This window comes from Sphingobium psychrophilum (assembly GCF_012927105.1).
GTDB lineage: Bacteria > Pseudomonadota > Alphaproteobacteria > Sphingomonadales > Sphingomonadaceae > Sphingobium > Sphingobium psychrophilum.
Window position 1 is genome coordinate 21,466 of the sequence record NZ_JABBFV010000013.1, and the last position, 21,253, is coordinate 42,718.

16 protein-coding genes are annotated in these 21,253 nt (G+C 64.7%); 4 read left to right on the forward strand and 12 right to left on the reverse strand.

The window, feature by feature from the left end:
• Nucleotides 1-42: 42 nt before the first annotated feature.
• Entirely contained in the window at nt 43-936 is an 894-nt protein-coding gene (locus HHL08_RS16590) for an AraC family transcriptional regulator (protein WP_169574179.1), read from the reverse strand.
• Between the two features lie 83 nt (nt 937-1,019).
• Here HHL08_RS16590 and HHL08_RS16595 point away from each other — a divergent pair, with 83 nt between their 5' ends.
• Both HHL08_RS16595 and HHL08_RS16600 read left to right on the forward strand, forming a co-directional pair.
• Nucleotides 1,020-1,811 (forward strand): SDR family oxidoreductase, encoded by a 792-nt coding sequence (locus HHL08_RS16595; protein ID WP_328804671.1) that lies wholly within the window; start codon nt 1,020-1,022, stop codon nt 1,809-1,811.
• A gap of 481 nt (nt 1,812-2,292) precedes the next feature.
• Nucleotides 2,293-2,844: an arsenate reductase/protein-tyrosine-phosphatase family protein gene (locus HHL08_RS16600; protein ID WP_169574180.1), complete on the forward strand. Its 552-nt coding sequence runs from the start codon at nt 2,293-2,295 to the stop codon at nt 2,842-2,844.
• Here the strand turns inward: HHL08_RS16600 and HHL08_RS16605 are convergent.
• From HHL08_RS16605 to HHL08_RS16620, 4 genes are all read right to left on the reverse strand, one after another.
• Entirely contained in the window at nt 2,813-4,027 is a 1,215-nt protein-coding gene (locus HHL08_RS16605; protein WP_169574181.1) for a carboxylate--amine ligase, read from the reverse strand. The two genes, HHL08_RS16600 and HHL08_RS16605, sit on opposite strands and share 32 nt — an antisense overlap.
• Nucleotides 4,024-5,004: a polysaccharide deacetylase family protein gene (locus tag HHL08_RS16610; protein WP_169574182.1), complete on the reverse strand. Its 981-nt coding sequence runs from the start codon at nt 5,002-5,004 to the stop codon at nt 4,024-4,026. Before HHL08_RS16610 ends, HHL08_RS16605 begins: the two co-directional genes overlap by 4 nt.
• Nucleotides 5,005-5,151: 147 nt before the next feature.
• Nucleotides 5,152-5,646, reverse strand: a complete 495-nt coding sequence (locus tag HHL08_RS16615) for a flavin reductase family protein (RefSeq protein WP_169574183.1) — start codon at nt 5,644-5,646, stop codon at nt 5,152-5,154.
• A gap of 109 nt (nt 5,647-5,755) precedes the next feature.
• Nucleotides 5,756-8,017 carry an NADP-dependent malic enzyme gene (locus tag HHL08_RS16620; protein ID WP_169574184.1) on the reverse strand — a complete coding sequence of 754 codons (2,262 nt, stop codon included), beginning with the start codon at nt 8,015-8,017 and terminating at the stop codon, nt 5,756-5,758.
• Nucleotides 8,018-8,153: 136 nt separating this feature from the next.
• Here HHL08_RS16620 and mutS point away from each other — a divergent pair, with 136 nt between their 5' ends.
• Nucleotides 8,154-10,799, forward strand: a complete 2,646-nt coding sequence (mutS, locus tag HHL08_RS16625; protein ID WP_169574185.1) for a DNA mismatch repair protein MutS — start codon at nt 8,154-8,156, stop codon at nt 10,797-10,799.
• Nucleotides 10,800-10,808: 9 nt separating this feature from the next.
• Nucleotides 10,809-13,571, forward strand: a complete 2,763-nt coding sequence (locus tag HHL08_RS16630) for a [protein-PII] uridylyltransferase (RefSeq protein ID WP_169574186.1) — start codon at nt 10,809-10,811, stop codon at nt 13,569-13,571.
• Between the two features lie 136 nt (nt 13,572-13,707).
• Here the strand turns inward: HHL08_RS16630 and HHL08_RS16635 are convergent, their stop codons facing one another.
• The 7 genes from HHL08_RS16635 to HHL08_RS16665 form a co-directional block, all read right to left on the reverse strand.
• A complete protein-coding gene (locus HHL08_RS16635; RefSeq protein WP_169574187.1) occupies nt 13,708-14,211 on the reverse strand; it encodes a L,D-transpeptidase family protein in 504 nt (167 codons plus the stop codon).
• A 10-nt stretch (nt 14,212-14,221) separates the two neighbouring features.
• Complete coding sequence (gene ribA, locus HHL08_RS16640) at nt 14,222-15,307, reverse strand: GTP cyclohydrolase II (protein ID WP_169574188.1); 1,086 nt, start codon at nt 15,305-15,307, stop codon at nt 14,222-14,224.
• Nucleotides 15,307-16,104, reverse strand: a complete 798-nt coding sequence (xth, locus tag HHL08_RS16645) for an exodeoxyribonuclease III (RefSeq protein WP_169574189.1) — start codon at nt 16,102-16,104, stop codon at nt 15,307-15,309. Before xth ends, ribA begins: the two co-directional genes overlap by 1 nt.
• A gap of 278 nt (nt 16,105-16,382) precedes the next feature.
• The gene (locus HHL08_RS16650; protein WP_169574190.1) at nt 16,383-17,033 is read right to left on the reverse strand and encodes a LolA family protein; all 651 of its coding nucleotides are present in this window, start codon (nt 17,031-17,033) and stop codon (nt 16,383-16,385) included.
• A gap of 409 nt (nt 17,034-17,442) precedes the next feature.
• Entirely contained in the window at nt 17,443-19,770 is a 2,328-nt protein-coding gene (locus tag HHL08_RS16655; protein WP_169574191.1) for an FtsK/SpoIIIE family DNA translocase, read from the reverse strand.
• A gap of 98 nt (nt 19,771-19,868) precedes the next feature.
• Complete coding sequence (locus tag HHL08_RS16660) at nt 19,869-20,351, reverse strand: GNAT family N-acetyltransferase (RefSeq protein ID WP_169574192.1); 483 nt, start codon at nt 20,349-20,351, stop codon at nt 19,869-19,871.
• Nucleotides 20,348-21,241: a DMT family transporter gene (locus HHL08_RS16665; RefSeq protein ID WP_169574267.1), complete on the reverse strand. Its 894-nt coding sequence runs from the start codon at nt 21,239-21,241 to the stop codon at nt 20,348-20,350. Before HHL08_RS16665 ends, HHL08_RS16660 begins: the two co-directional genes overlap by 4 nt.
• Between the last annotated feature and the right edge of the window lie 12 nt (nt 21,242-21,253).

Genomic DNA, 21,253 nt, shown 5'->3' on the forward strand with positions numbered 1-21,253 from the left:
GCGGCCGATGAGAACGATAGGTCTGCGACAATGCTCAAGCCTTCAGCTAACGCTATCCTGCCAATCCATTCGACCCGTCCGAACTTCTCGCATGGGCGGCGTGCCGAACATTCGCCTATATTCCCGACTAAACTGAGACCCGCTTTGATAACCGACCGAAAAGGCGGCAGACGTCGCGCTCAACGGTTCGGTCAGAAGCAATCGCCGCGCCTCGTATAGCCGAAGGGTTTTTTGATACTGAAGCGGAGCCATGCCTGTGGCAGCCTTGAACCGCCGGTGAAAGGCCGAAGGGCTCATACCAACCGCCCGCGCGAGATCCTCTACTTTGAACGGGCTCGCGTAGTTTTCCCCGATCAAAGCCAGCGCATTTCGAATCTGCGATATCGTCGAACCGGCCGCAGCGACCTGCTTCAGAACGACGCCCTGCGGCCCGAGCAGCAAGCGATATACAATCTCTCGTTCCAGCAGCGGAGCCATAATCCGCATCTCAGCGGGCCGGTCGATCAGCCGTAGCATCCGGCTCCAGGCATCGAGCAGGTCGCGCCCCGCAGGATTGACTGCGAACCCCTTTCGATAGGCTTCGCCAGTGGGATCGGGCATATTCAGAACCAGATCGGAGACTATCCCAGGATCTATGGCCAGACTAATCGCTAGATAGGGTCGATCCGCACTCGCCTGCGTGATTTTGCCCAAAACCGGAAGTTCAAGGGCCGCGGTGAAGGTGTCGCCGGCGCGATAGGTCAGAACCTCATCGCCGATTAACAACCGTTTTTCGCCCTGGAGTATCAGGCTGACAACCGGCCGATAGGTTTCCGGCAGAAGTTCGATGCACCGGCTGACTTTGTACAACCCAACATTCGGCATGGCGGTCTGCGTCAGGCCTTCCTGGCCCTTTTTTGCAACCTTAGAAGCCAAGTCCGCAATAGTCTCATCCATCTGCGCGCCTATCCCATGCCGATCACTTGGAATCAATGAATGGGCAGGATTAGGCAAAAGTTGGACAGGATCAGGCGCGCGAAGTGAGCGGCAATTGCCTACGTGCAGTTCATACGAATGGAGGCGACATGAACCGCGCAGGAAACACTATTTTTATCACCGGCGGGAGTTCCGGCATCGGCCGGGCACTGGCGCATCGCTGGCACGATTGGGGTAATAAGGTGATCGTCGCAGGCCGTCGGCGCGACGCGCTTGAGGAAACGGTCGAAGGGCGACCGGGTATGATGTTTTACGAACTGAACGTCGATGACTCCGACGCGATCACGAGAGTGACGCGACGGTTGATCGCCGAGCATCCAGACCTCAACATTCTGGTCAATTGCGCCGGGATTTCGGGCGCGGAAGATCCGACGACTGCCCGTAATCTTTCGCGCGCGGAAAAGATGGTCGAAACCAATTTTCTTGGCCCCGTACGCATGATCGACGCGCTCGTGGATCATTTGAAGAGCCGCCCCGCCGCGGCCATCGTCGTTGTCTCCTCCGGCACTGGCTTCGTACCGTATCCGGCCGCGCCGACTTATTCGGCGAGCAAGGCGGCGCTACACTCCTATACGGTGTCATTGCGCGCTCTGCTGCGAGATGACCTTCAGGTCATCGAGATCATCCCGCCGCAGGTGGCGACCGATCTGATGGAGGGCCTGAAGGAATCGCCCTACAGCGTGCCGCTCGAGAAATTCGCCGACGACGTATTGGCGCTACTCGTCGCCCAGCCATCGGCGGACGAGATCATCGTCGACGAGGTAACGCCGTTCCGCTTCGCTGAACGGGATGGCAAAGTAAGAGAGATCGTGAATGCTATGGTGGCGAATGGCTGAGCCGATCGCGTGAAAGCCTCCTGCAGCGCGAATGGCGGCTCCTGTCCGGAGCCGCCATTCGCTCAGCCACCGGGAACGGCCGGGTCTAGTCGACAGGCGACCTTGCAAACTAGCAGCTATCCCAGAATCTGAACTGCAAACCTCACATTCCGTAGTCGGCAAAACATGGCATGACGAAGGCCCTCTTACGCACCAATGCGATAACTGCAAAACCGCAAGCCAAAGCTGTGAGATCCGACTGAAGTGGTGATTCCAGTGCGAGGCTCGGGGATAACAACCAAGCCCGATATTCCAGACTGGACAACCAAAATATATCTCCTCAATGTACCTGGACGTCGGTGGACACTTATGGAAACTGGATGATTGTGGTATCGAATGTGGGAAGCAACCATTTGGCATAATGAATTGATTTTAATATCAAATTCTTAGGTGTGGACCTTCTAAGTCCTCCGTCTCCGCCAATTTTTACAGGTCCCGTGCATTGATCCGATCCCGCTTCGGCACCTTTCGCGGACTTGTCCGCCTCGCCCTTTCCTATCCACAGCTGATGCTCGGTCAGTCGGCCAGCCGGGCGCCTGACCCGGCGCAGGTGCGGCGGCTGGTGTTCGTGTGCCAGGGCAATATCTGCCGCAGCGCCTTTGCCGATGTCGCAGGCCGGCGGGCGGGGCTGAATACGGCGTCCTTCGGCCTGTCCACCACCACCGGGCGTGCGGCGCATGACGCCGCGATCGTGGCGGCGCGGGCGCTGGGCCATGACCTGTCGGACCATCAGGCGATCGACCTGAAGGATTATGTCCCGCAGGAAGGCGACCTGCTGCTGGCGATGGAGGTGCGGCAATTGCACCGGCTGGCCGCCGATTCGCGCTTGGCCGGCCTGCCGCGGGTGTTGCTGGGGCGCTGGACGCGGCCGATGCTGCCGCATCTGCACGATCCCTATGAGCTGGACGACCGCTATATGGCGACCTGCCTGCGCCGCATCGACCGGGCGATCGGCGGGCTGGTCAGTGCCTTTCCCGGCGCACGGCTTTCCTGACCATCTGCACCATGTCGCGCAGCCAGGGCCGCATGTCCGAGGCGCTGAAGACATAATAGCGCGCGCGCGGATCGACAAAGGCGAGCAGGTAGCTGGCGAGATCCACCAGCGGGCGACGGCGGAAGAAGGGATCGCCGATGCGGCCGGGCGCGAGCAGGATGCGCGCCAGTCGCTTGGTTTCCGGCACCATGTAGCGCGCGCGCAGATCGTCACGCGGCGCCGGGGCGACGTCAATGTGGCCCAGCACCTTGCGGCGGTAGGCTTCCCAGGCGAAATCGGCGCCGCAATGGCGCGCCAGCGGCAGGCTGCCCCAGAAGCGGCCATTGACCTCCATCAGCCAATAGCGATCATTGTCCGGTTCATAGCGATATTCGACCATCGCCTGCCCTTCCCAGTCGAGCGCGCGCAGCAGCTTTTCGGAGAGCGCCATCTGCGCGCCATGCGCATCTGTGGGTTCGGCGCGGCACAGGGTCGATACGCCGCCTTCGGGCGGCCATTCGTGCAGGCGGCGATGCTGGAAGCGCAATGTGGCCTGGCCATCCTGCATATAGAGCATCTGGCCGAGGCCAACGCCGCGGCAATATTGCTGGATCAGCGGCCAGCGTCCGACCGGGGCATAGCGGTCCAGCAGCGCGACCAGCTGGTCGGGCGTGCGGACATACTCGGTCTTGATCCACTCCAACCCCGCCTGTTCCAGCACCGCCATGATGTCCGGCGGATTGGCCCATTTGGCGACTAGCGGGTAGCGCATCTGGGCGGCGCGGGCGGCGAAATCCTCGCCAGCGCGCGGTTGCCAGGTCTGTGGCACGCGCAGCCCGGCGGCGGCGGCGGCGTGGAGCGTCTGCAGCTTGTCGAGCACCCGGCCCAGCGGTTCGGGCCGAGGGACGAGGAGATGGCAGTCGCCAATCATGGACGGCAGGCCGGCCAGTTCGATCAGGTCGGATTCGGAGATGGCCAGCACCGCCCGCGCGCCGGTGCGGGCGATCAGGCCGGGCAGCCAGTCGGCGATCGGGCCAGCCGGGCGCAGGGTCCAGTCGGCGCAATGGCGCGATGCCGTCCCGATCGATGCGGCGCTGCGGGCGATGCCATGGACCGGCACGCCATGGCCGCCCAGTTCGCGCACGACCGTCAGGGCGATCGCATTTTCCATACCCAAAAGCAGCACATGCGGTAACGCCTTCACGCAGGCACCAGCCGATGTTCGTAGCGCCAGGTCGCCCAGCCCTGCTCCGCCATGCGCAGGGCGGTGCGCCACTGGCTAGGCGCGGCGCGGCTGAGGCGGCGCACCGGCCGGTCGGCAAGGTCGGCGGGCAGATCGTTGAACCCTGCGCCGTGCATATCGGGCAGGCGGGCGGCTTGCCGACACAGCGCCTCGAACCGGGCCATCACGGCGCGGTTGGGGCGCTGGCGATCGCGCGAGAGCATTTCGAAACTATGGGTGACGACGACGAAGGCGTCATGCCCTTCGCCCACGGCATGGCGCATCCCGGCGCGCATTTCGGCGGCCGACATGGCGCAGATCTGGGCCGGGCGGAAACCGCCGGGGCGGTCGGCGATGCCCGAGACGGGCAGTTCGATGACCCCTAGATGGCGGGTTGCACTAATTTGGGCCGGATCAGCGGTGATGCCGCATTCGCGGCCCAGATAGGCGGGATTGACGCTGCTGTCCCAAGCGACGCCCAGGGTCGCCAGCGCGCGCAACGTGTCGTCATTGGCGCCGAAATTCCCGGCGCGGAAAGCGGTGATGGCGGGGGCGCCGGCCTCTTCCAACCATTGTTTGGCGAGACCGAGCAGGACGATCTGGTCGGCCAGGGAGAAGTCGCCGATATTGCGACCCTGCCGGCCGCCGACGGGCGAATCCTTCGCCCAGGCGAGCCATTCGCTGTGGATGTGCATCTGCACTTCATGCCCGCGCCCGACGATGGCACCCACGATCGGTGCCAGGAAATCAGCCCCATGGACCAAAGCGGGCATCGGATCGAGGAAGAAGACCCCCTTTAGGCCATGGCGTTCGAGCAGGTCCATCTGCCAGCCGATGCCATAGGGCCTGCCCTGCGCTTGGCCCCAGATCGATCGATCCACATTGTCCGCCAGACCGACGCCCCGCTGGTGCAGCGAAGAGGAGAGTTCGGTATCGACGGTGATGAGCAGCGCAGTCATGGGGGCGGTCCGGTCAGGGGGCGACAAGCCTGAGTAGATAAAGGGAGTTAAGGAGGGGTAATGGTTGCGCCTATGTCCTATCGGACAACGGCTTGCCGCCTCTTTCGATCCCCATGCCCCTTAGACGACGCGGCGCGCGCGCTTCCTTCATTCAAGCAGAGAAAATTCCCCATAATTGCCCTGGAAGAAAAGCAGCGGGCTGCCCGGACGGTCCACTTCCAGTGCGACCACACGGCCGAGCACGATATCATGGTCGCCCGCTTCATGCACCGCATCGAGCGTGCAGTCGATCCAGGCGACGACATCGTCGAGGATCGGTGAGCCGTTGGCCGAGACGCGATGGGCGATGCCGGCGAACTTGTCGGGACCGGGACCGGCGATCTGACGGCACAGCGGCTTCTGGTCGCTGGCGAGGACATTGACGCAGAATTTGCCGACCGCCTGGATGCGCGGCCAACTGGTCGAGCTTTTGGCGGGGAAGAAGGCGACCAGCGGCGGATCGAGCGAGACCGAGGTGAAGGAGCCGACCACCATCGCGGCCGGCGTCCCATCCGCCTCGACCGCGGTGACGACGCACACGCCGGTCGGATAATGGCCCAGCACCCGCCGGAAGGTCGCACTGTCGAAACTGGCCATGCTCATATCTTGCTCCCGAAAGGGTCCTTAATCTCTTCGCGTGCGCAACATGCAAATTGCAAGTGCAAAGCACACATATCCGACGGGGGGTAAACCGCAGACGACGCCCCCCGGATCAGAGCGCAACCCCGCCCGCCGCCAGCACCGCCAGGGTCAGCAGTTCGGATGCATTGGAGGACATGGTCGCGATCTGCACCGATTTTTCCATGCCGACCAGCACCGGCCCGATCATCGACGTGCCGCCCAGTTCGCGCAGCAGCTTCGCCGAGATATTGGCCGATTGCAGCCCCGGCATGACCAGGACGTTGGCCGGACCGGACAGGCGGCTGAACGGATAGTTTTTCATGACGGCAGGGTTGAGCGCGACGTCGGCGGTCATTTCGCCTTCATATTCGAAATCGACGTCGCGCTCATCGAGCAGCTTCACCGCGCCGCGCACATTTTCCAGAAAGGCGCCGGGCGGGTTGCCGAAATTGGAATAGGAGAGGAAGGCGACGCGCGGATCGACCCCCATGCGGCGGGCGACCGCCACGGTGCCTTCGGCGATATCGGCCAGTTCGTTGGCGGTGGGGCGTTCGTTGACCGTCGTGTCGGCCAGGAACACGGTCTTGTCCTTGGCCACAATCACATGGATGCCGAAGGGGGTGCGGCCGACCGCCGGGTCCATCACCCGCTTCACTTCGCGCAGCGTCTGCGCATAGGGGCGGGTCATGCCGGTGATCATCGCGTCGGCCACGCCCATCTTGACCAGCAACGTGCCAAAAATGTTGCGATCGCGATTGACCATCCGCTCGCAATCGCGGCGCAGATAGCCGCGGCGCTGGAGCCGGGCGTAAAGCAGGTCGACCATGTCGGGCACCAGCGGCGAATTGACGCTGTTGTGCAGTTCGAAGCTTTCGGGATCGCGGACGCCCAGTGCTTTCAGTTTTTCCACCACGTCGCCGCGGCCGACCAGCACCGGGATGCCATAGCCGAGGTCACGGAACTGGATCGCCGCGCGCAACACCACTTCCTCCTCCGCTTCGGCGAAGACGACCCGCTTGGGATTGGCCTTGGCCACTTCATAGGCGGTGGTGAGAACGGTGGTGGTCGGGTTGAGCCGGGCCTTCAAGGACTGACGATAGGCCGCCATGTCGGGAATCGGCTTTTGCGCAACGCCGCTTTCCATCGCCGCTTGCGCGACGGCGGCGGGCACCACCTCCATCAGGCGCGGGTCGAAGGGGGCGGGGATGATATAGTCCGGGCCGAAACTGTGCGAGCGGCCATAGGCCTTGGCCACTTCCTCCGGCACCTGTTCGCGCGCCAGATTGGCGATGGCGTGGGCGGCGGCCAGCTTCATCGCTTCGTTGATGCCGGTCGCCCGCACGTCGAGCGCGCCGCGGAAGATGAAGGGGAAGCCCAGGACATTGTTGACCTGGTTGGGGAAGTCCGACCGGCCGGTGGCGACGATCACGTCGGGACGCACGGCATGGGCGTCGGGCGGCAGGATTTCGGGATCGGGATTGGCCATGGCGAAGATGATCGGCTTTGGCCCCATCGATTTCACCATATCCTGCGTCATCGCGCCAGCGACCGAGAGGCCCAGGAACACGTCGGCGCCCTTGACCGCTTCGGCAAGGGTGCGGGCGTCGGTGCGAACGGCATGGGCGGACTTCCACTGGTTCATGCCCTCGGTGCGGCCCTGGTAGATCACGCCCTTGCTGTCGCACATGATGACATTTTCATGGGGGACGCCCAGCGCCTTGATCAGTTCGGTGCAACTGATGGAGGCGGCGCCCGCGCCGTTCACCACCACCTTCAAGTCCTTCATCTCGCGCCCGGTCAGCAGCGCGGCGTTGATGACGCCTGCGGCCGCGATGATTGCGGTGCCATGCTGGTCGTCATGGAACACCGGGATGTTCATCCGCTCTTTCAGAGTCTGTTCGATGATGAAGCATTCAGGCGCCTTGATATCCTCAAGGTTGATGCCGCCGAAGGTCGGCTCCATCAGTTCGACCGCGTCGATGAAGCGATCGACATCCTCGGTCTTCAGCTCGATATCGATGCTGTCCACGTCGGCGAAGCGCTTGAAGAGGACCGCCTTGCCCTCCATCACCGGCTTGGACGCCAATGCGCCAAGATTGCCCAGCCCCAGGATCGCCGTGCCATTGGTGATCACCGCGACCAGATTGCCCTTGGCGGTGTAATCATAGGCCTTGGCAGGATCTTTCGCGATCGCCAGCACCGGCACCGCGACGCCGGGCGAATAAGCGAGGCTCAGGTCGCGCTGGGTCGCCATCGGTTTCGACGCGATGATCTCGATCTTGCCGGGGCGTCCGGTCGAGTGGAAGAACAGCGCCTCGCGCTCGGAAAATTCCACATTCGATCTGTCGGACATCGTGGCACCCATATATTGGAACAACAGGGCGGCCCTAGCGGTATCGTTATCCTGTGGGCAAGTGCGAGAAGCGCAATTTTACTGCGTTTGGGCGAAGCGCTGGTTTCGATGGGAGGATCACGCTATCGGCTTGGCCATGGCCCTTTCGACCGATACCGCCGCGCCGACACCGATGATGGCGCAATATATGGCGCTCAAGCGCCAAGCGCAGGACTGCCTGCTCTTCTACCGGATGGGCGATTTTTTCGAACTCTTCTTCGACGACGCCAAAATGGCGGCGGCGACGCTCGACATCGCGCTCACCAGCAGGGGCGAACATGGCGGCGCGCCAATCCCGATGTGCGGCGTGCCGGTGCATAGCGCCGAGGGCTATCTGGCGCGGCTGATCAAGGGCGGGCATCGCGTCGCCATCGCCGAACAGACCGAGACGCCGGCGCAGGCCAAGGCGAGGGGCGGCAAGACGCTCGTGGCGCGCGCGATCGTGCGCTACGTCACCGCCGGCACGCTGACTGAGGAGACTTTGCTCGACAGTCGACGCGACAATATGCTGGTCGCGTTGGCGCAGGTCGGCGGAGACGGAGCGGGCGAGATCGGCATCGCTGCCGCCGATATTTCCACCGGCCGGTTCGAGACGATGACCTGTCCGATCGGCGACCTGCCCGCCGAACTGGCCCGGCTGCGGCCGAGCGAGGTGGTGATGGCTGAGGGATCGACGTTGGACGTGGCGGATTGCCACCCCTTCGACCGCGCGGCTTTTTCCAGTGCGCGGGCGGAGGATGCGTTGAAGCGCCTGTTCGGGGTCGCGACGCTGGACGGGTTCGGCCAGTTCGGTCGTGCGGAACTGGCGGCGATGGGCGGGCTGATCGCCTATCTCGACCATGCGGGCAAGGGCACCCTGCCCTTCCTCGCGCCGCCGCTGCGCAAGACCAGCGGCGGCCATGTGGCGATCGACGCAGCGACGCGCGAAAGCCTGGAGATCGTAGCGACCATGGCGGGCGCGCGGGCGGGCAGCCTGCTGGGAGCGATCGACCGGACGGTGACGGGCGCGGGCGCGCGGCTTTTGGGGCAGGATCTGTCTGCGCCGCTGATGGATATGGCCACGATCGAGGCGCGGCTGGGGCTGGTGCAGCTCTTCCATGACGATGCGACGCTGCGCGACCAACTGCGCGGCGCGCTGCGGGCGTTGCCGGACATCGGCCGGGCGCTGGGGCGCGTGGCGGTAGGGCGCGGGTCGCCGCGTGATCTGGGGCAGTTGCGTGATGGGCTGGGCGAAGCCCGGTTACTGCGCGAGCGGCTGGGGCGGATCGCCGAGCCGCCGCTGTTGCTGGTGCGGATATTACCCGCGCTGGACGGGCATGGCGCGCTGGTCGATGCCTTGGCGCGTGCGCTGGTGCCTGCGCCGCCGACCGAGACGGCGAGCGGCGGCTATATCGCCGACGGCTATGATCCGGCGCTGGATGAGCTGCGCCGCATGGCCGGCGACGGCCGCCGCGCGATCGCCGCGCTGGAGGCGAAATATCGCGCGCAGACCGGCATTTCCGCGCTCAAGATCCGGCATAATGGCGTGCTGGGCTATCATGTCGAGGTGCCGGCGCGCGCCGCCGATACGCTGATGGCGCCCGACAGCGGCTTTACCCATCGCCAGACGCTGGCCGGCGTGGTGCGGTTCAATTCGATCGACCTGCATGAGGAAGCCGGGCGCGTGGCGCAGGCAGGCGCTCATGCGCTGGTCGCCGAAGCCGCGCATCTGGAGGAGCTGATCGCCGCGGTGCTGGACCGCAAGGCCGACATCGCCCGCGCGGCCGAGGCGCTGGCGCGGCTGGACGTCGCCGCGTCGCTGGCGGAACGGGCGGCCGAGGGCGGGTGGCAGCGTCCGCATTTCGTGGCCGAGGACGGCGCAGGTCCGTGCCTGGACATCGTCGGCGGGCGGCATCCGGTGGTGGAGGATGCGTTGCGGCGTGACGGCCAGCCCTTCGTCGCCAATGACTGCCGCTTGAGCGAGAGCGACCGGCTTTGGCTGGTCACCGGCCCGAATATGGGCGGTAAATCCACCTTCCTGCGCCAAAATGCGCTGATCGTCATATTGGCGCAGGCAGGCGGCTATGTCCCCGCGCAATCGGCGACGCTGACGTTGGTGGATCGGCTGTTCAGCCGGGTCGGCGCGTCGGATAACCTCGCCAAGGGGCGATCGACCTTCATGGTCGAGATGGTCGAGACGGCCGCAATCCTGGCGCAGGCGACGCCGCGCAGCTTCGTCATCCTGGACGAGGTTGGGCGCGGCACATCCACCTATGACGGGTTGGCGCTCGCCTGGGCGGTGGTGGAGGCGGTGCATGAGGTCAATCGCTGCCGCTGCCTGTTCGCGACCCACTATCATGAGCTGACGCGGCTGGCCGAGACGCTGCCGTCGCTGTCGCTGCATCATGTCCGGGCGCGCGAGTGGAAGGGCGACCTTGTCCTGCTGCACGAACTGAGCGACGGACCGGCCGACCGCAGCTATGGCCTGGCGGTGGCGCGGCTGGCGGGGCTGCCCCAGCCGGTGTTGAAGCGCGCCAAGGACGTGCTGGCGCGGCTGGAGGCGGGCAAGGCGAAGACCGGCGGAATTGCCGCGGGACTGGACGACCTGCCGCTGTTCGCGGCGGTGGCGATGCAGGAGGAAGCCGCGCCCGACCCGCTGCTGGCGGCGATCGACGCGATCGACGCGGATGCGCTGTCCCCGCGTGAGGCGCTCGATCACATATATCGATTGAAACAACTGGCCGCTGAGCGGCGGCCCGACTAGAGACAGCAGATGGTCATGCAGTTCCCCGCGCTGGGATCGCGCCGCGCGATTATCGACCGGCGCGCGATTTCCGACACGATCAACGCCCTGGCGATAGAGCATCGGGGCGATAGCACCCGGCTGCGCGCGGCCATCGTCAAGGAATTGAAGGCAGCGCTGGACGAAGGCCGGGCCGAAGTCGCCCGGCGGCTGGAGGCGAAGCCAACGCGCGGGCGCGAATCCGTGACCGCCTTCGCCTTCCTGATCGACCAGATTTTACGCCTGCTCTATGACGCGACGACGCATCACCTCTATCCGGCGGGCAATCGCAGCACCGGCGAGCGGATCGCGCTGATCGCGGTGGGCGGCTATGGCCGGGGCGAAATGGCGCCGCACAGCGACGTCGATATCGGCTTCATCACCCCCTGGAAGCCGACCGGATGGACCGAGCAGGTGATCGAATCCATGCTCTATTCGCTGTGGGATCTGGGGCTGAAGGTCGGCCATAGCAGCCGGTCGATCGACGAGACGATGCGCATGGCCAAGGCCGACCTGACGGTGCGCACGGCTTTGCTGGAGGCGCGCTATGTCTGGGGCGACAGGGCGCTGTATGAGGAAACGTCGGTCCGTTTCGACGCAGAGGTGATGCAGGGCAACGCCCGCGCCTTCGTGACCGAGAAACTGGTCGAGCGCGACGAGCGGCACAAGCGGATGGGCGACAGCCGCTATGTCGTGGAACCCAATGTGAAGGAAGGCAAAGGGGGTCTGCGCGACCTGCACACGCTCTTCTGGATCGGCAAATATGTGAACCGGGTGCGGTCGGTGGCCGAGCTGGTCGATGTCGGCTTGCTGACGCAACTGGAACTGCGCCAGTTCCAGAAGGCCGAGGATTTCCTGTGGGCGGTGCGATGCCACCTGCACACCATTACCGGGCGTGCCGAGGACCGGCTGACTTTCGACCTGCAACTGGAAACCGCGACGCGGATGCGCTTCACCGGGCGGGCCGGCCAGTCCGGGGTCGAACGGTTCATGCGCTATTATTTCCTCAACGCGAAGATCGTGGGTGACCTGACCGCCGTGTTCCTGGCGCATCTGGATGATCAGATGGCGGAAAAGGGGCGGCGCTATATCCCGGCGATTTTCCGCCGGCCCAAGAAACTGGACGGCTTCGTGCTGGAGCGCGGGCGGCTGAGCCTGCCGAGCGACGATTTTTTCCAGGCGGACCCGGTGCGGCTGCTGGAGATATTCGCCGTCGCGGACAAGCATGGGTTGCAGATCCACCCCAGCGCCATTCGCGCGGCCAGCCGGGACGCTGGGCTGATCAATGCGAAGATCCGCAAGGATCCGCGCGCCAACGCCGCCTTTCTGGAGGTGCTGACGTCCCCGCGCGACCCCGAAACGGTGCTGCGCTGGATGAACGAATCATCGGTGTTCGGGCGTTTCGTGCCCGATTTCCGCCGCGTCGTGGCGCAGATGCAATTCGACATGTATCATCATTATACGGTCGATGAGCATACCATCCGCGCCGTCGGCCTGCTGTCGCGGATAGAGAAGGGCGAGCTGCCGCAGGATCATCCGCTGGCGACCGACCTGATGGGCAAGATTTTGTCGCGGCGCGTCCTTTACGTGTCGGTGCTGCTGCACGACATCGCCAAGGGGCGTGGCGGCGACCATAGCCTGCTGGGCGCGGAAGTGGCGGAGCATCTTTGCCCGCGGCTGGGGCTGACCCCGGCGGAGACGGAGACGGTCGCCTGGCTGGTGCGCTATCATCTGCTGATGTCGGCCACCGCCTTCAAACGCGACCTGTCCGACTATAAGACGATCCTCGATTTCGTCGATGTGGTGCAGAGCCCGGAGCGGCTGCGGCTGCTTCTGTGCCTGACGGTGGTGGACATTCGCGCGGTGGGACCGGGGGTGTGGAACAGCTGGAAACGCCAGTTGCTGGGCGACCTGTATGACAGCGCCGAAGAATTGCTGCGGCTGGGCCACAAGCAGAAGGGGCGGAGCGAGCGGGTCATCGTGAAGCAGGAAACGCTGCAACGGGCGCTGGGCATTGATGACGCGGCCTTCGCTGCGTTCAGCAAGCGGCTACCCGAATCCTACTGGATCGCCGAGCCGGACGACATCCTGTTCCACAATGCGCAGCATATATTGGCGGCGGGCGAATCGCCGCTGTCGATAGCCGCGCAATATTATCCGCAGCGCGGCGCGACGTTGGTGACGGTCTATGCCGCGGACCATCCGGGCCTCTTTTATCGTATCGCGGGCGCCATCCATCTGGCCGGCGGCAACATCATCGACGCGCGCATCCACACGACGCGCGATGGCGTGGCGATCGACAATTTCCTGGTGCAAGACCCGCTGGGCGGCGCGTTCCACAGCCCCGACCAGTTGCAGCGCATCCGCAACGCCATCGAAGATTCGCTGTCCAACCGCCACCGGATGATCACCAAGCTGGCGGCGCGCCCCCTGCCCCGCACCCGCGCCGAAGCGTTCCGCATCGAACCCAATGTGCTGATCGATAACAAGGCGTCGAACCGCTTTACCGTCGTGGAGGTCAATGCGCGCGACCGGCCCGCACTCCTGTTCAGCCTGGCCAATGCGCTGTTCCAGTCGAAGGTCACGGTCCACAGCGCCCATGTCGCCACCTATGGCGAGCGCGCGGTGGATACATTCTATGTCACCGACCTGTTCGGCGGGAAGATCGAGAGCAAGGCGCGGTTGCAGACGTTGGAGCGGCGCTTGCTAGAAGCAGCCGGCGGCGAAGTGGGTGAGGCGCTGGAGCGGGCGTGAGCGGCTCCGGCTCCAAAGGTCAGGCCTATCTCCGTTCGGGCTGAGCCTGTCGAAGCCCTGTTCCTCTTTGCGAGGCCGAAAAAAAGGCCCTTCGACAGGCTCAGGGCGAACGGCTTTATATTATGTTGCCGTGGCTTTAGCGCACGATGTCCATCGCATCGCCCGGCGACAGCAGCGGGAGTAGGCGGAGCATATCCGCCCGATCCACCGCGACGCAGCCGGCGGTGGGGCGGCCTTCGGACAGATGGAGGAAGATGGCGCTCCCCTGCCCCGATACCGGCGGCGCGTCATTATGACCCAGGACGATTATGACGTCATAGGCATCGTCGCTGCGAATCAGGCTTTCGGCGGAAAAGGCGCGCGGCAGGCGAACCGGGCGGTTATAGGCGGGATCGGCGATATCGTCCGACCAGCCGTCCTGCGCCCGTACCCAGCGCCAGGGGAGCCTTACGCCGCTCGCCACGACCTTGCCGGGGCGCAGCAGGACGCCGCGGATCGGCCAGAGACCCAAGGGCGTGCACCCGTCGCCTTCCTGCTTGTCGGCGGCCGGGCAGGCACCGCCGCGGCCGATGGTGCAGGGCATTTCAAGATCGCCGAAGATCAGGCGGCCCGCGCCGCAATCGACGCGGAGAATATTCATGCCTCCGGGTTCACAGCTGATGGCCGGTGCGGTCGCGCTTGGTGGCGAGATAGCGTTCGTTGTGCGGATTGGTCGGCAGGATGATCGGCAGGCGCTCCGTCACCGCGATCCCCGCCGATTCGAGTCCGGCGACCTTGTTCGGGTTGTTGGTGAGCAGGCGCACCGCGCCCACGCCGAGCAGGTCGAGCATCCGCGCCGCGACCGAAAAATCGCGCGCATCGATGGCAAAGCCGAGCCGGACATTGGCGTCGACCGTATCAAATCCCTGATCCTGCATCGCATAGGCGCGCAATTTGTTGACCAGGCCGATGCCGCGCCCTTCCTGGCGGAGATAGAGAAGGATGCCCCAAGGCGCGTCCGCGATCTGGTGCAACGCTTCATGCAGTTGCGGGCCGCAATCGCATTTCAGGCTGCCCAACACGTCACCGGTCAGACATTCGCTGTGCAGGCGGACGACCGGCGGCGAGGCATCGCGCTTGCCCACCACCAGCGCGACATGTTCGCGCGGTTCGTCCGGGCTGCGGAAGGCGATGATCTCGCCGCTCTCGCTGGCCGACACCGGCAGGCGCGCGCGGGTGGCGATGGCGAGGCGGGTAGCGTCGTCATAGGCCGCGATAGAGTCGGCGCTCACTGTCGCTTCGACCGAAGTATCGCCTTCCGTCAAGAAATAGGCGGGCAGGATGCCAGCGAGGCGAGCGAGGCGCAGCGCCGCCTTGGCGGCTTGCGGCGCGGCCAGTGACCGCGCGCGAAACGGTCCCTTAAGGGGCGACGCCAGGTCGAGCACCGGGTCGGAAATGGCGGTGGCGACATCGGCGTCAATCCAAGGCGCCCGTTCGACGAGCACCGGCAGGTCGGGGTCTGCGGCGGCCAGCTGGTTGGCGAGTTTCAAGGTTTCGGCGCGTGCGGCGGAGATGAGGATATCGGCCTGGCCGTGCGGGTCGAAGTCCACCAGCGTGACCGCGTCCGCGCCCTCGATCGCCATCAGCCGGATCGCGCCGTCGGGCGCGGTCAGGCGGATCGCCCAGCCGCGGCGCAGCGCGTCGATCGCGCGCGCGGCATCGCGGCCATTGGCCCGTCCATTGCCTGTCCCCGGCATCAGAAGGCGAATTCGGTGATAATCGGGATATGGTCGGATGGCTTGATCCAGCTGCGCGCGGGTTCGACAACGCGGTGGCTGACCGCCTTGTCCGCGACATCCTTCGTCATCCACATATGGTCGAGGCGACGGCCGCGATCCGATTCCGCCCAGTCCTTCGCGCGATAGCTCCACCAGGTATAGAGGCGCGCAGGCGCAGGATGGAAATGGCGGCCGATATCTACCCAGTCGTTCGACGCCTGCAACCGCGCGAGAATGTCACATTCCCCCGGCGTGTGGCTGACGACGTTGAGCAACTGCTTGTGGCTCCAGACATCGCATTCCAGCGGCGCGATGTTGAAGTCGCCGGTCAGGATCGCGGGTTGCTTGTCGAGCGCCGACGACCACTCGATCATCCGTTCGAGGAAATCCATCTTCTGGCCGAATTTGGGATTCACCTCCCGATCGGGAATATCGCCGCCCGCGGGGACATAGACATTTTCGATCCGCACGCCATTGTCGAGCCGCACGCCGACATGGCGCGCTTCGCCATTGGCCTGCCAGTCGAACCGGTCATCCTCATGCACCGGCACCTTGCTCATTATCGCGACGCCATGATGCATCCGCTGGCCGTTCAGCACCTGATGGACATAGCCCATGCGGCGGAACATTTCGGTGGGAAACGTCTCGTTCACCACCTTGGTTTCCTGCAGGCACAATATGTCGGGCGCTTCGAGCCGCAGCAGCTGTTCGACGATGTCGATACGCGCGCGGACGGAGTTGATGTTCCAGGAGCAGATGGAGAGGGTGTCGGCCATGGCATTCCACCTAGGAGGCCACAGGCGGTCACGCAAGCGGCTGAAAGGGGGCCGCATAAAGTAAGACCCCCGCTCCGGGGGCGTGGAACGGGGGTCTCGATCGCGCCCTTGAAGCGCTTCGCGGCGAGAGAGTGGACCGGATAACAGGGGGGAAATCCCGGTTTGTCTCTCGCCTTGAGTTGTAATTAGCGCCCGCCATATGAGCGGCAGATGAACAAAGCGCCAAGTTTTTCCATCTGTCCTGCAAGGCGCTCGGGCCGCCTTGCGGAGCCTAGAAGTCAGCCGCCGGCCGACCGTCCCCTGGGTCGCGGATCGGTCCAGCGGAAGGCGGAATCGGCCACCGGCGCACCATAGACATGGTTGCTCAGTCGCACCGCAGTACGGTTATTCTGCGAATCGAGCGCCACCCAGCCATAGAGTTGCAGGCCCGCGGGACCGGACGGGTTGCGTTTGAAGATCATGGTGATGGTGCCATATTCGAGCCGCTTGGGATCGCGCGCCTCGACGCTCAGGATCGATGGATCGCCGGTCGGCACGACCTTCCCATATTTGGAGAGATCCTTGCTGGGATCGAGCAGCGCGCCCAGCGGCGAGTTGCCGATCGGCCAGCGTTGCACTTGTCGCACTTCATAATCGATCATGGTCAGCGCCTTGCCGTCGCCTACGATCAGCAGCGGCACCCCCTTTTGATATTGGAAGCGGATCTTGCCCGGCTGTTTGAGGGTCAATTTACCGGTCAGGGTCTGGCCGCTGCGGTCGGTCTGGGTGAAATCGGCGGTCAGGGTGGTGACCCCGCGAATATAGGCATTGACCTGGGTCAGGTCGGACGAGGCCTGCTGCGCGGCGACGGGCGCGGTCGGCACGATGACCGACAGGGCGGCCGGCGCGGCGGCAAGGGCCAGGATCAGGGGCGCAAGGCTGCGCTGCATGGCGTTCAACTCCGGTTGTTCAGGAATATGTGGGGTAGAAGGTCGGGCTTGAACCCGCTGTGAACCCGGCTGTTCCGAAATAGCAAGCTTTGGAAGCGTGATGGGGGAGAGCATGTCGCAGACGGTCGGGACAGCTCTATCCCCCATGCTCCCGCCTCGCCCTGCCGGTCTGACCGGCGGCACCGCTCCAATTATGTTATCGGCGCGGCAGCAGCGTGATTCGCTTAGCCCTATTCGCGGACAAAAAAAAGGGCCGATCCGAAGATCAGCCCGAAAAGTTTTAGGAGAGGATGCCTGAAAGGCCTGATCCTATTGCCCGCTCCAGCTTCATGCTGCAAATGCGAAGGGCGTAAGAGCAATTGCACGATACGCAATCGTAACCATTTTAGTCGGATCAGAGCGGCCAGCCTCAGAGCGGATTGCCATTTTCGTCGCGCAGCACTTCGCGGCGGCCGACATGGTTGGGCGGGCCGACCAAGCCTTCCTCCTCCATCTTCTCGATCAGGCGCGCCGCGCTGTTGTAGCCGACGCGGAGTTGGCGTTGCAGCCAGCTGGTCGAGGCCTTCTGATTTTCGAACACCAGTTGGCACGCCTTGCGGAACAGCTGCGCGTCCGGGCTGTCGTCGCCCAGATCGACGCCGTCGAGCGCGAAGCTGCCCTCCTCCGGCTCCTCGGTGACGGCCTGGATATAGTCGGGCTGGCCCTGCGCGCGCCAATGGTCGGCGACCATCCGCACTTCATCGTCGGACACGAAAGGACCGTGAACGCGGGTCAGCCCCTTGCCGCCATGCATGTAGAGCATGTCGCCCTTGCCCAATAATTGTTCGGCACCCTGTTCGCCCAATATGGTGCGGCTGTCGATCTTGCTGGTGACGAAGAAGCTGATGCGGGTCGGCAGGTTTGCCTTTATGACGCCGGTGATGACGTCGACCGAGGGGCGCTGGGTAGCGAGGATCAGGTGGATGCCAGCCGCGCGCGCCTTTTGCGCCAGCCGCTGGATCAGAAATTCGACTTCCTTGCCCGCGGTCATCATCAGGTCGGCCAGTTCGTCCACCACCACCACGATCTGCGGCAGCGGCTGGAAATCCAACTGCTCCTCCTCATAGATCGGCTTGCCGTTTTCGGGGTCGTAGCCGGTCTGGACCCGCCTGCCGAGCGGCTTGCCCTTCGCCTTCGCCGCGCGGACCTTCTCATTATAATTGGCCAGGTTGCGGACGGAGATGGACGCCATCATGCGATAGCGATCCTCCATCTGCTCCACCGCCCATTTCAGCGCGCGGATCGCCTTGGCCGGTTCAGTGACGACCGGGGACAGGAGATGCGGGATATCGTCATAGGTCGATAGTTCCAGCATCTTGGGATCGATCATGATGAGCCGCAACTGGTCGGGCGTCATGCGGTAGAGCAAAGACAGGATCATGGCATTGAGGCCGACCGACTTGCCCGACCCGGTGGTGCCCGCGATCAGCAGATGGGGCATGGGGGCCAAGTCGGCGATGATCGGTTCGCCCGAGATATTCTTGCCCAGGATGATCGGCAGGGTCGCTTCCTGCATGAATTGTTCGGATGTGATGAGTTCGCGGAAGGACACCCCTTCGCGATGGGCGTTGGGCAGTTCGATGCCGATCACGGTGCGGCCGGGAATCGTCGCGACGCGGGCCGACAGGGCCGACATGTTGCGGGCGATATCGTCGGCCAGCGCGATCACGCGGCTCGCCTTGATGCCGGGCGCGGGTTCCAGTTCATACATGGTGACGACCGGGCCGGGGCGGACTTCGGTGATGTTGCCCTTCACATGGAAATCGTCGAGCACCGATTCGAGCAGGCGGGCGTTCCGTTCCAGCGCGGCCTTGTCGATCTTGCCGCCCTGGTTCGCGGGGACGGGGTTGAGCAGGTCGGGCGAGGGCAGCGAGCTATGCCCGAACAGGTCGTCCTGGCTGATCGGCGCCATGGGGCGCTGCACCGGCGCGGGCTTGGGCGACTGGATGGTGATAGGCGGTTTGGGTTCGTGCGATACCTGCTTGCGCGGGGCGATGACGCGCCCGGCCAGTTCGTCATCGCCATCATCGTCGGCATCGACCACGGCGGCGGAACCGGCAAAACCGAGCGTCGGCCGCGGCAGGTTGAGTTTGGGCAATGAGGGCCGGCGCAGCGCGATGATCGGCTTTTCCAGCGCCAGGCTGCGATAGCAGGCGAACAGTCCCGCAATCAGCGCGCCAACGATGAGGATTCCCGTGATCCATGACGCGGCGGCGGGCGCCTGCGCTGTCAGGCTGGCAATGCCCTTGGCGACGACCAGGCCGATCACCCCGCCCCAGCCCGCGGGCAGGCCGACCAGCGGCGCGCTTTGGAACAAGGCGAGCGCAATGCCGATCAGGGCGATGCCGAACAGGCATTTGCCGAACTGGCCCTTCCATTCGCGCATATCCTGGTCGCCCCACATACGACGGGCGGTGACCGCCATCAGCGGCAGGATGAGGGCGACGGGCACGCCCAGCAGCCAGAGCAGGAAATCGGCGGTCCAGGCACCAGGCGACTGCATGATATTGGCGACATGATCGCCCGCGACGGTGTTCATCGACGGGTCGCTGGGCGTATAGCTGAGCAGCGCCAGGGCCAGGAACAGAGTCGCCAGGACGAGCGTGATCGCGCCGATCAGCGCGCCGCTGCGCATCAGGCTGCGCTTCAACATTTCGCGCCATTCCGGCGTGCGTTTCACGGTGCGGCCGACGGCCATAATCCTGCTTGTCCCCCAAATGTTCCGTTTCGGCACAATGCGCCAAGCGGGGAGTCCCGGTCAAGAGCGCGGCCGATCGGCTCGTCCCGCGCGCTCGATCAGAGCGCGGCGAGCGCCGTCAATGTGTCGCCATCGACCCGCTGCACCGTCCATTCGTCCATCGCCGTCGCGCCCAGCGACTGGTAGAAGGCGATGGCAGGGGCGTTCCAGTCGAGCACCGACCATTCGAGCCGGGCGCAATTGCGCTCGATCGCCAGTTGCGCGAGACGGGCGAGCAGCGCTTGGCCCGCGCCCAGGCCGCGCGCGTCCGGCAGGACGAACAGATCCTCCAGATAGACGCCCGGCCGCGCTTCGAAGGTGGAGAAATTGTGGAAGAAGAGGGCAAAGCCAACCGCTCTGCCGGCATGCTCCGCGATCAGCACCTCAGCCATCGGCCGCGGGCCGAACAGATAGCGGGCGAGCGTGGCGCGGTCCGCCTTCACCGCATGGGCGAGCCGTTCATAGTCGGCCAGCGCCAGGATGAAGTCATGGATGATGCCGATATCGTCGGCCTGCGCGTCGCGAATGATGATGTCGGTCATGCCGTTCCCGCTTCCACATGGGCTACATTGGCCCCTTTACTGCGCGCGGCGATAAGGCAGCCGGCGACGATGAGCAATGCGCCCGCCACCGTCGTCAGGGTCAACCGCTCACCAAAGGCCAGCCAGCCCATCAGCGCCGCCCAGAAAAAAGCGCTATATTCGATCGGGATCAGCCGCTGCGCCTCCGCCCGCGCATAGGCCCAGGCGAGCGCGGCGAGCGAGGTGAAGGCGAGGCCGGCGGCGAGCAGCACCAGCGGAATCGCAGAACGATCGGGCAGCACAGCCCAGACCGGCGCGCCCAGCACAAAGACGCCGAGCATGACGATATGCTGGAAGAAGGCGACCTCGATCGGCGAGGCGCGCTGCGCCTGCTGCCGCTGGAGGATGAGGTTCCAGGCGAAGAGGACGGCCGATCCCAGCACCGCGCCCGCGCCCAGCAGCGCGTCGGCGTCATAGCGCCCCTGCAACCGCCCCGACAGGATCACGCCCACGCCGACCAGTCCCAGCAGCGAGGCCCCGATCGCCTGCCGCCCGACCGTCTCGCCCAGCAGCAGCGCGGCGAGATAGAGGGCGATCAGCGGGGCGATGAAGGACAGCGCGATCGCTTCGGCAAGCGGCATCCGCATCAGCGCCCAAAAGAAGAGCGACGCCATCAGCGCCACGACCGAACCGCGGAGCAGGTGCAGGCGCAGCACGGCTCGATCCGGCCAACGCTGGCGAGTGAGCAGCATCAGCGTCAGGCCAAGCAAGCTGCCCGCGACGGCGCGCCAGAGGAGAGCGTTATAAAGGCCGATAGCAAGGCTCAGCCCCTTCATCGCGGCGTCCATCACCGAAAACAGCGCGACGCCGACGCAGCAGACGGCAAAGGGAATGGCGAATCCGCCGGGCATGGTGCGCAACGG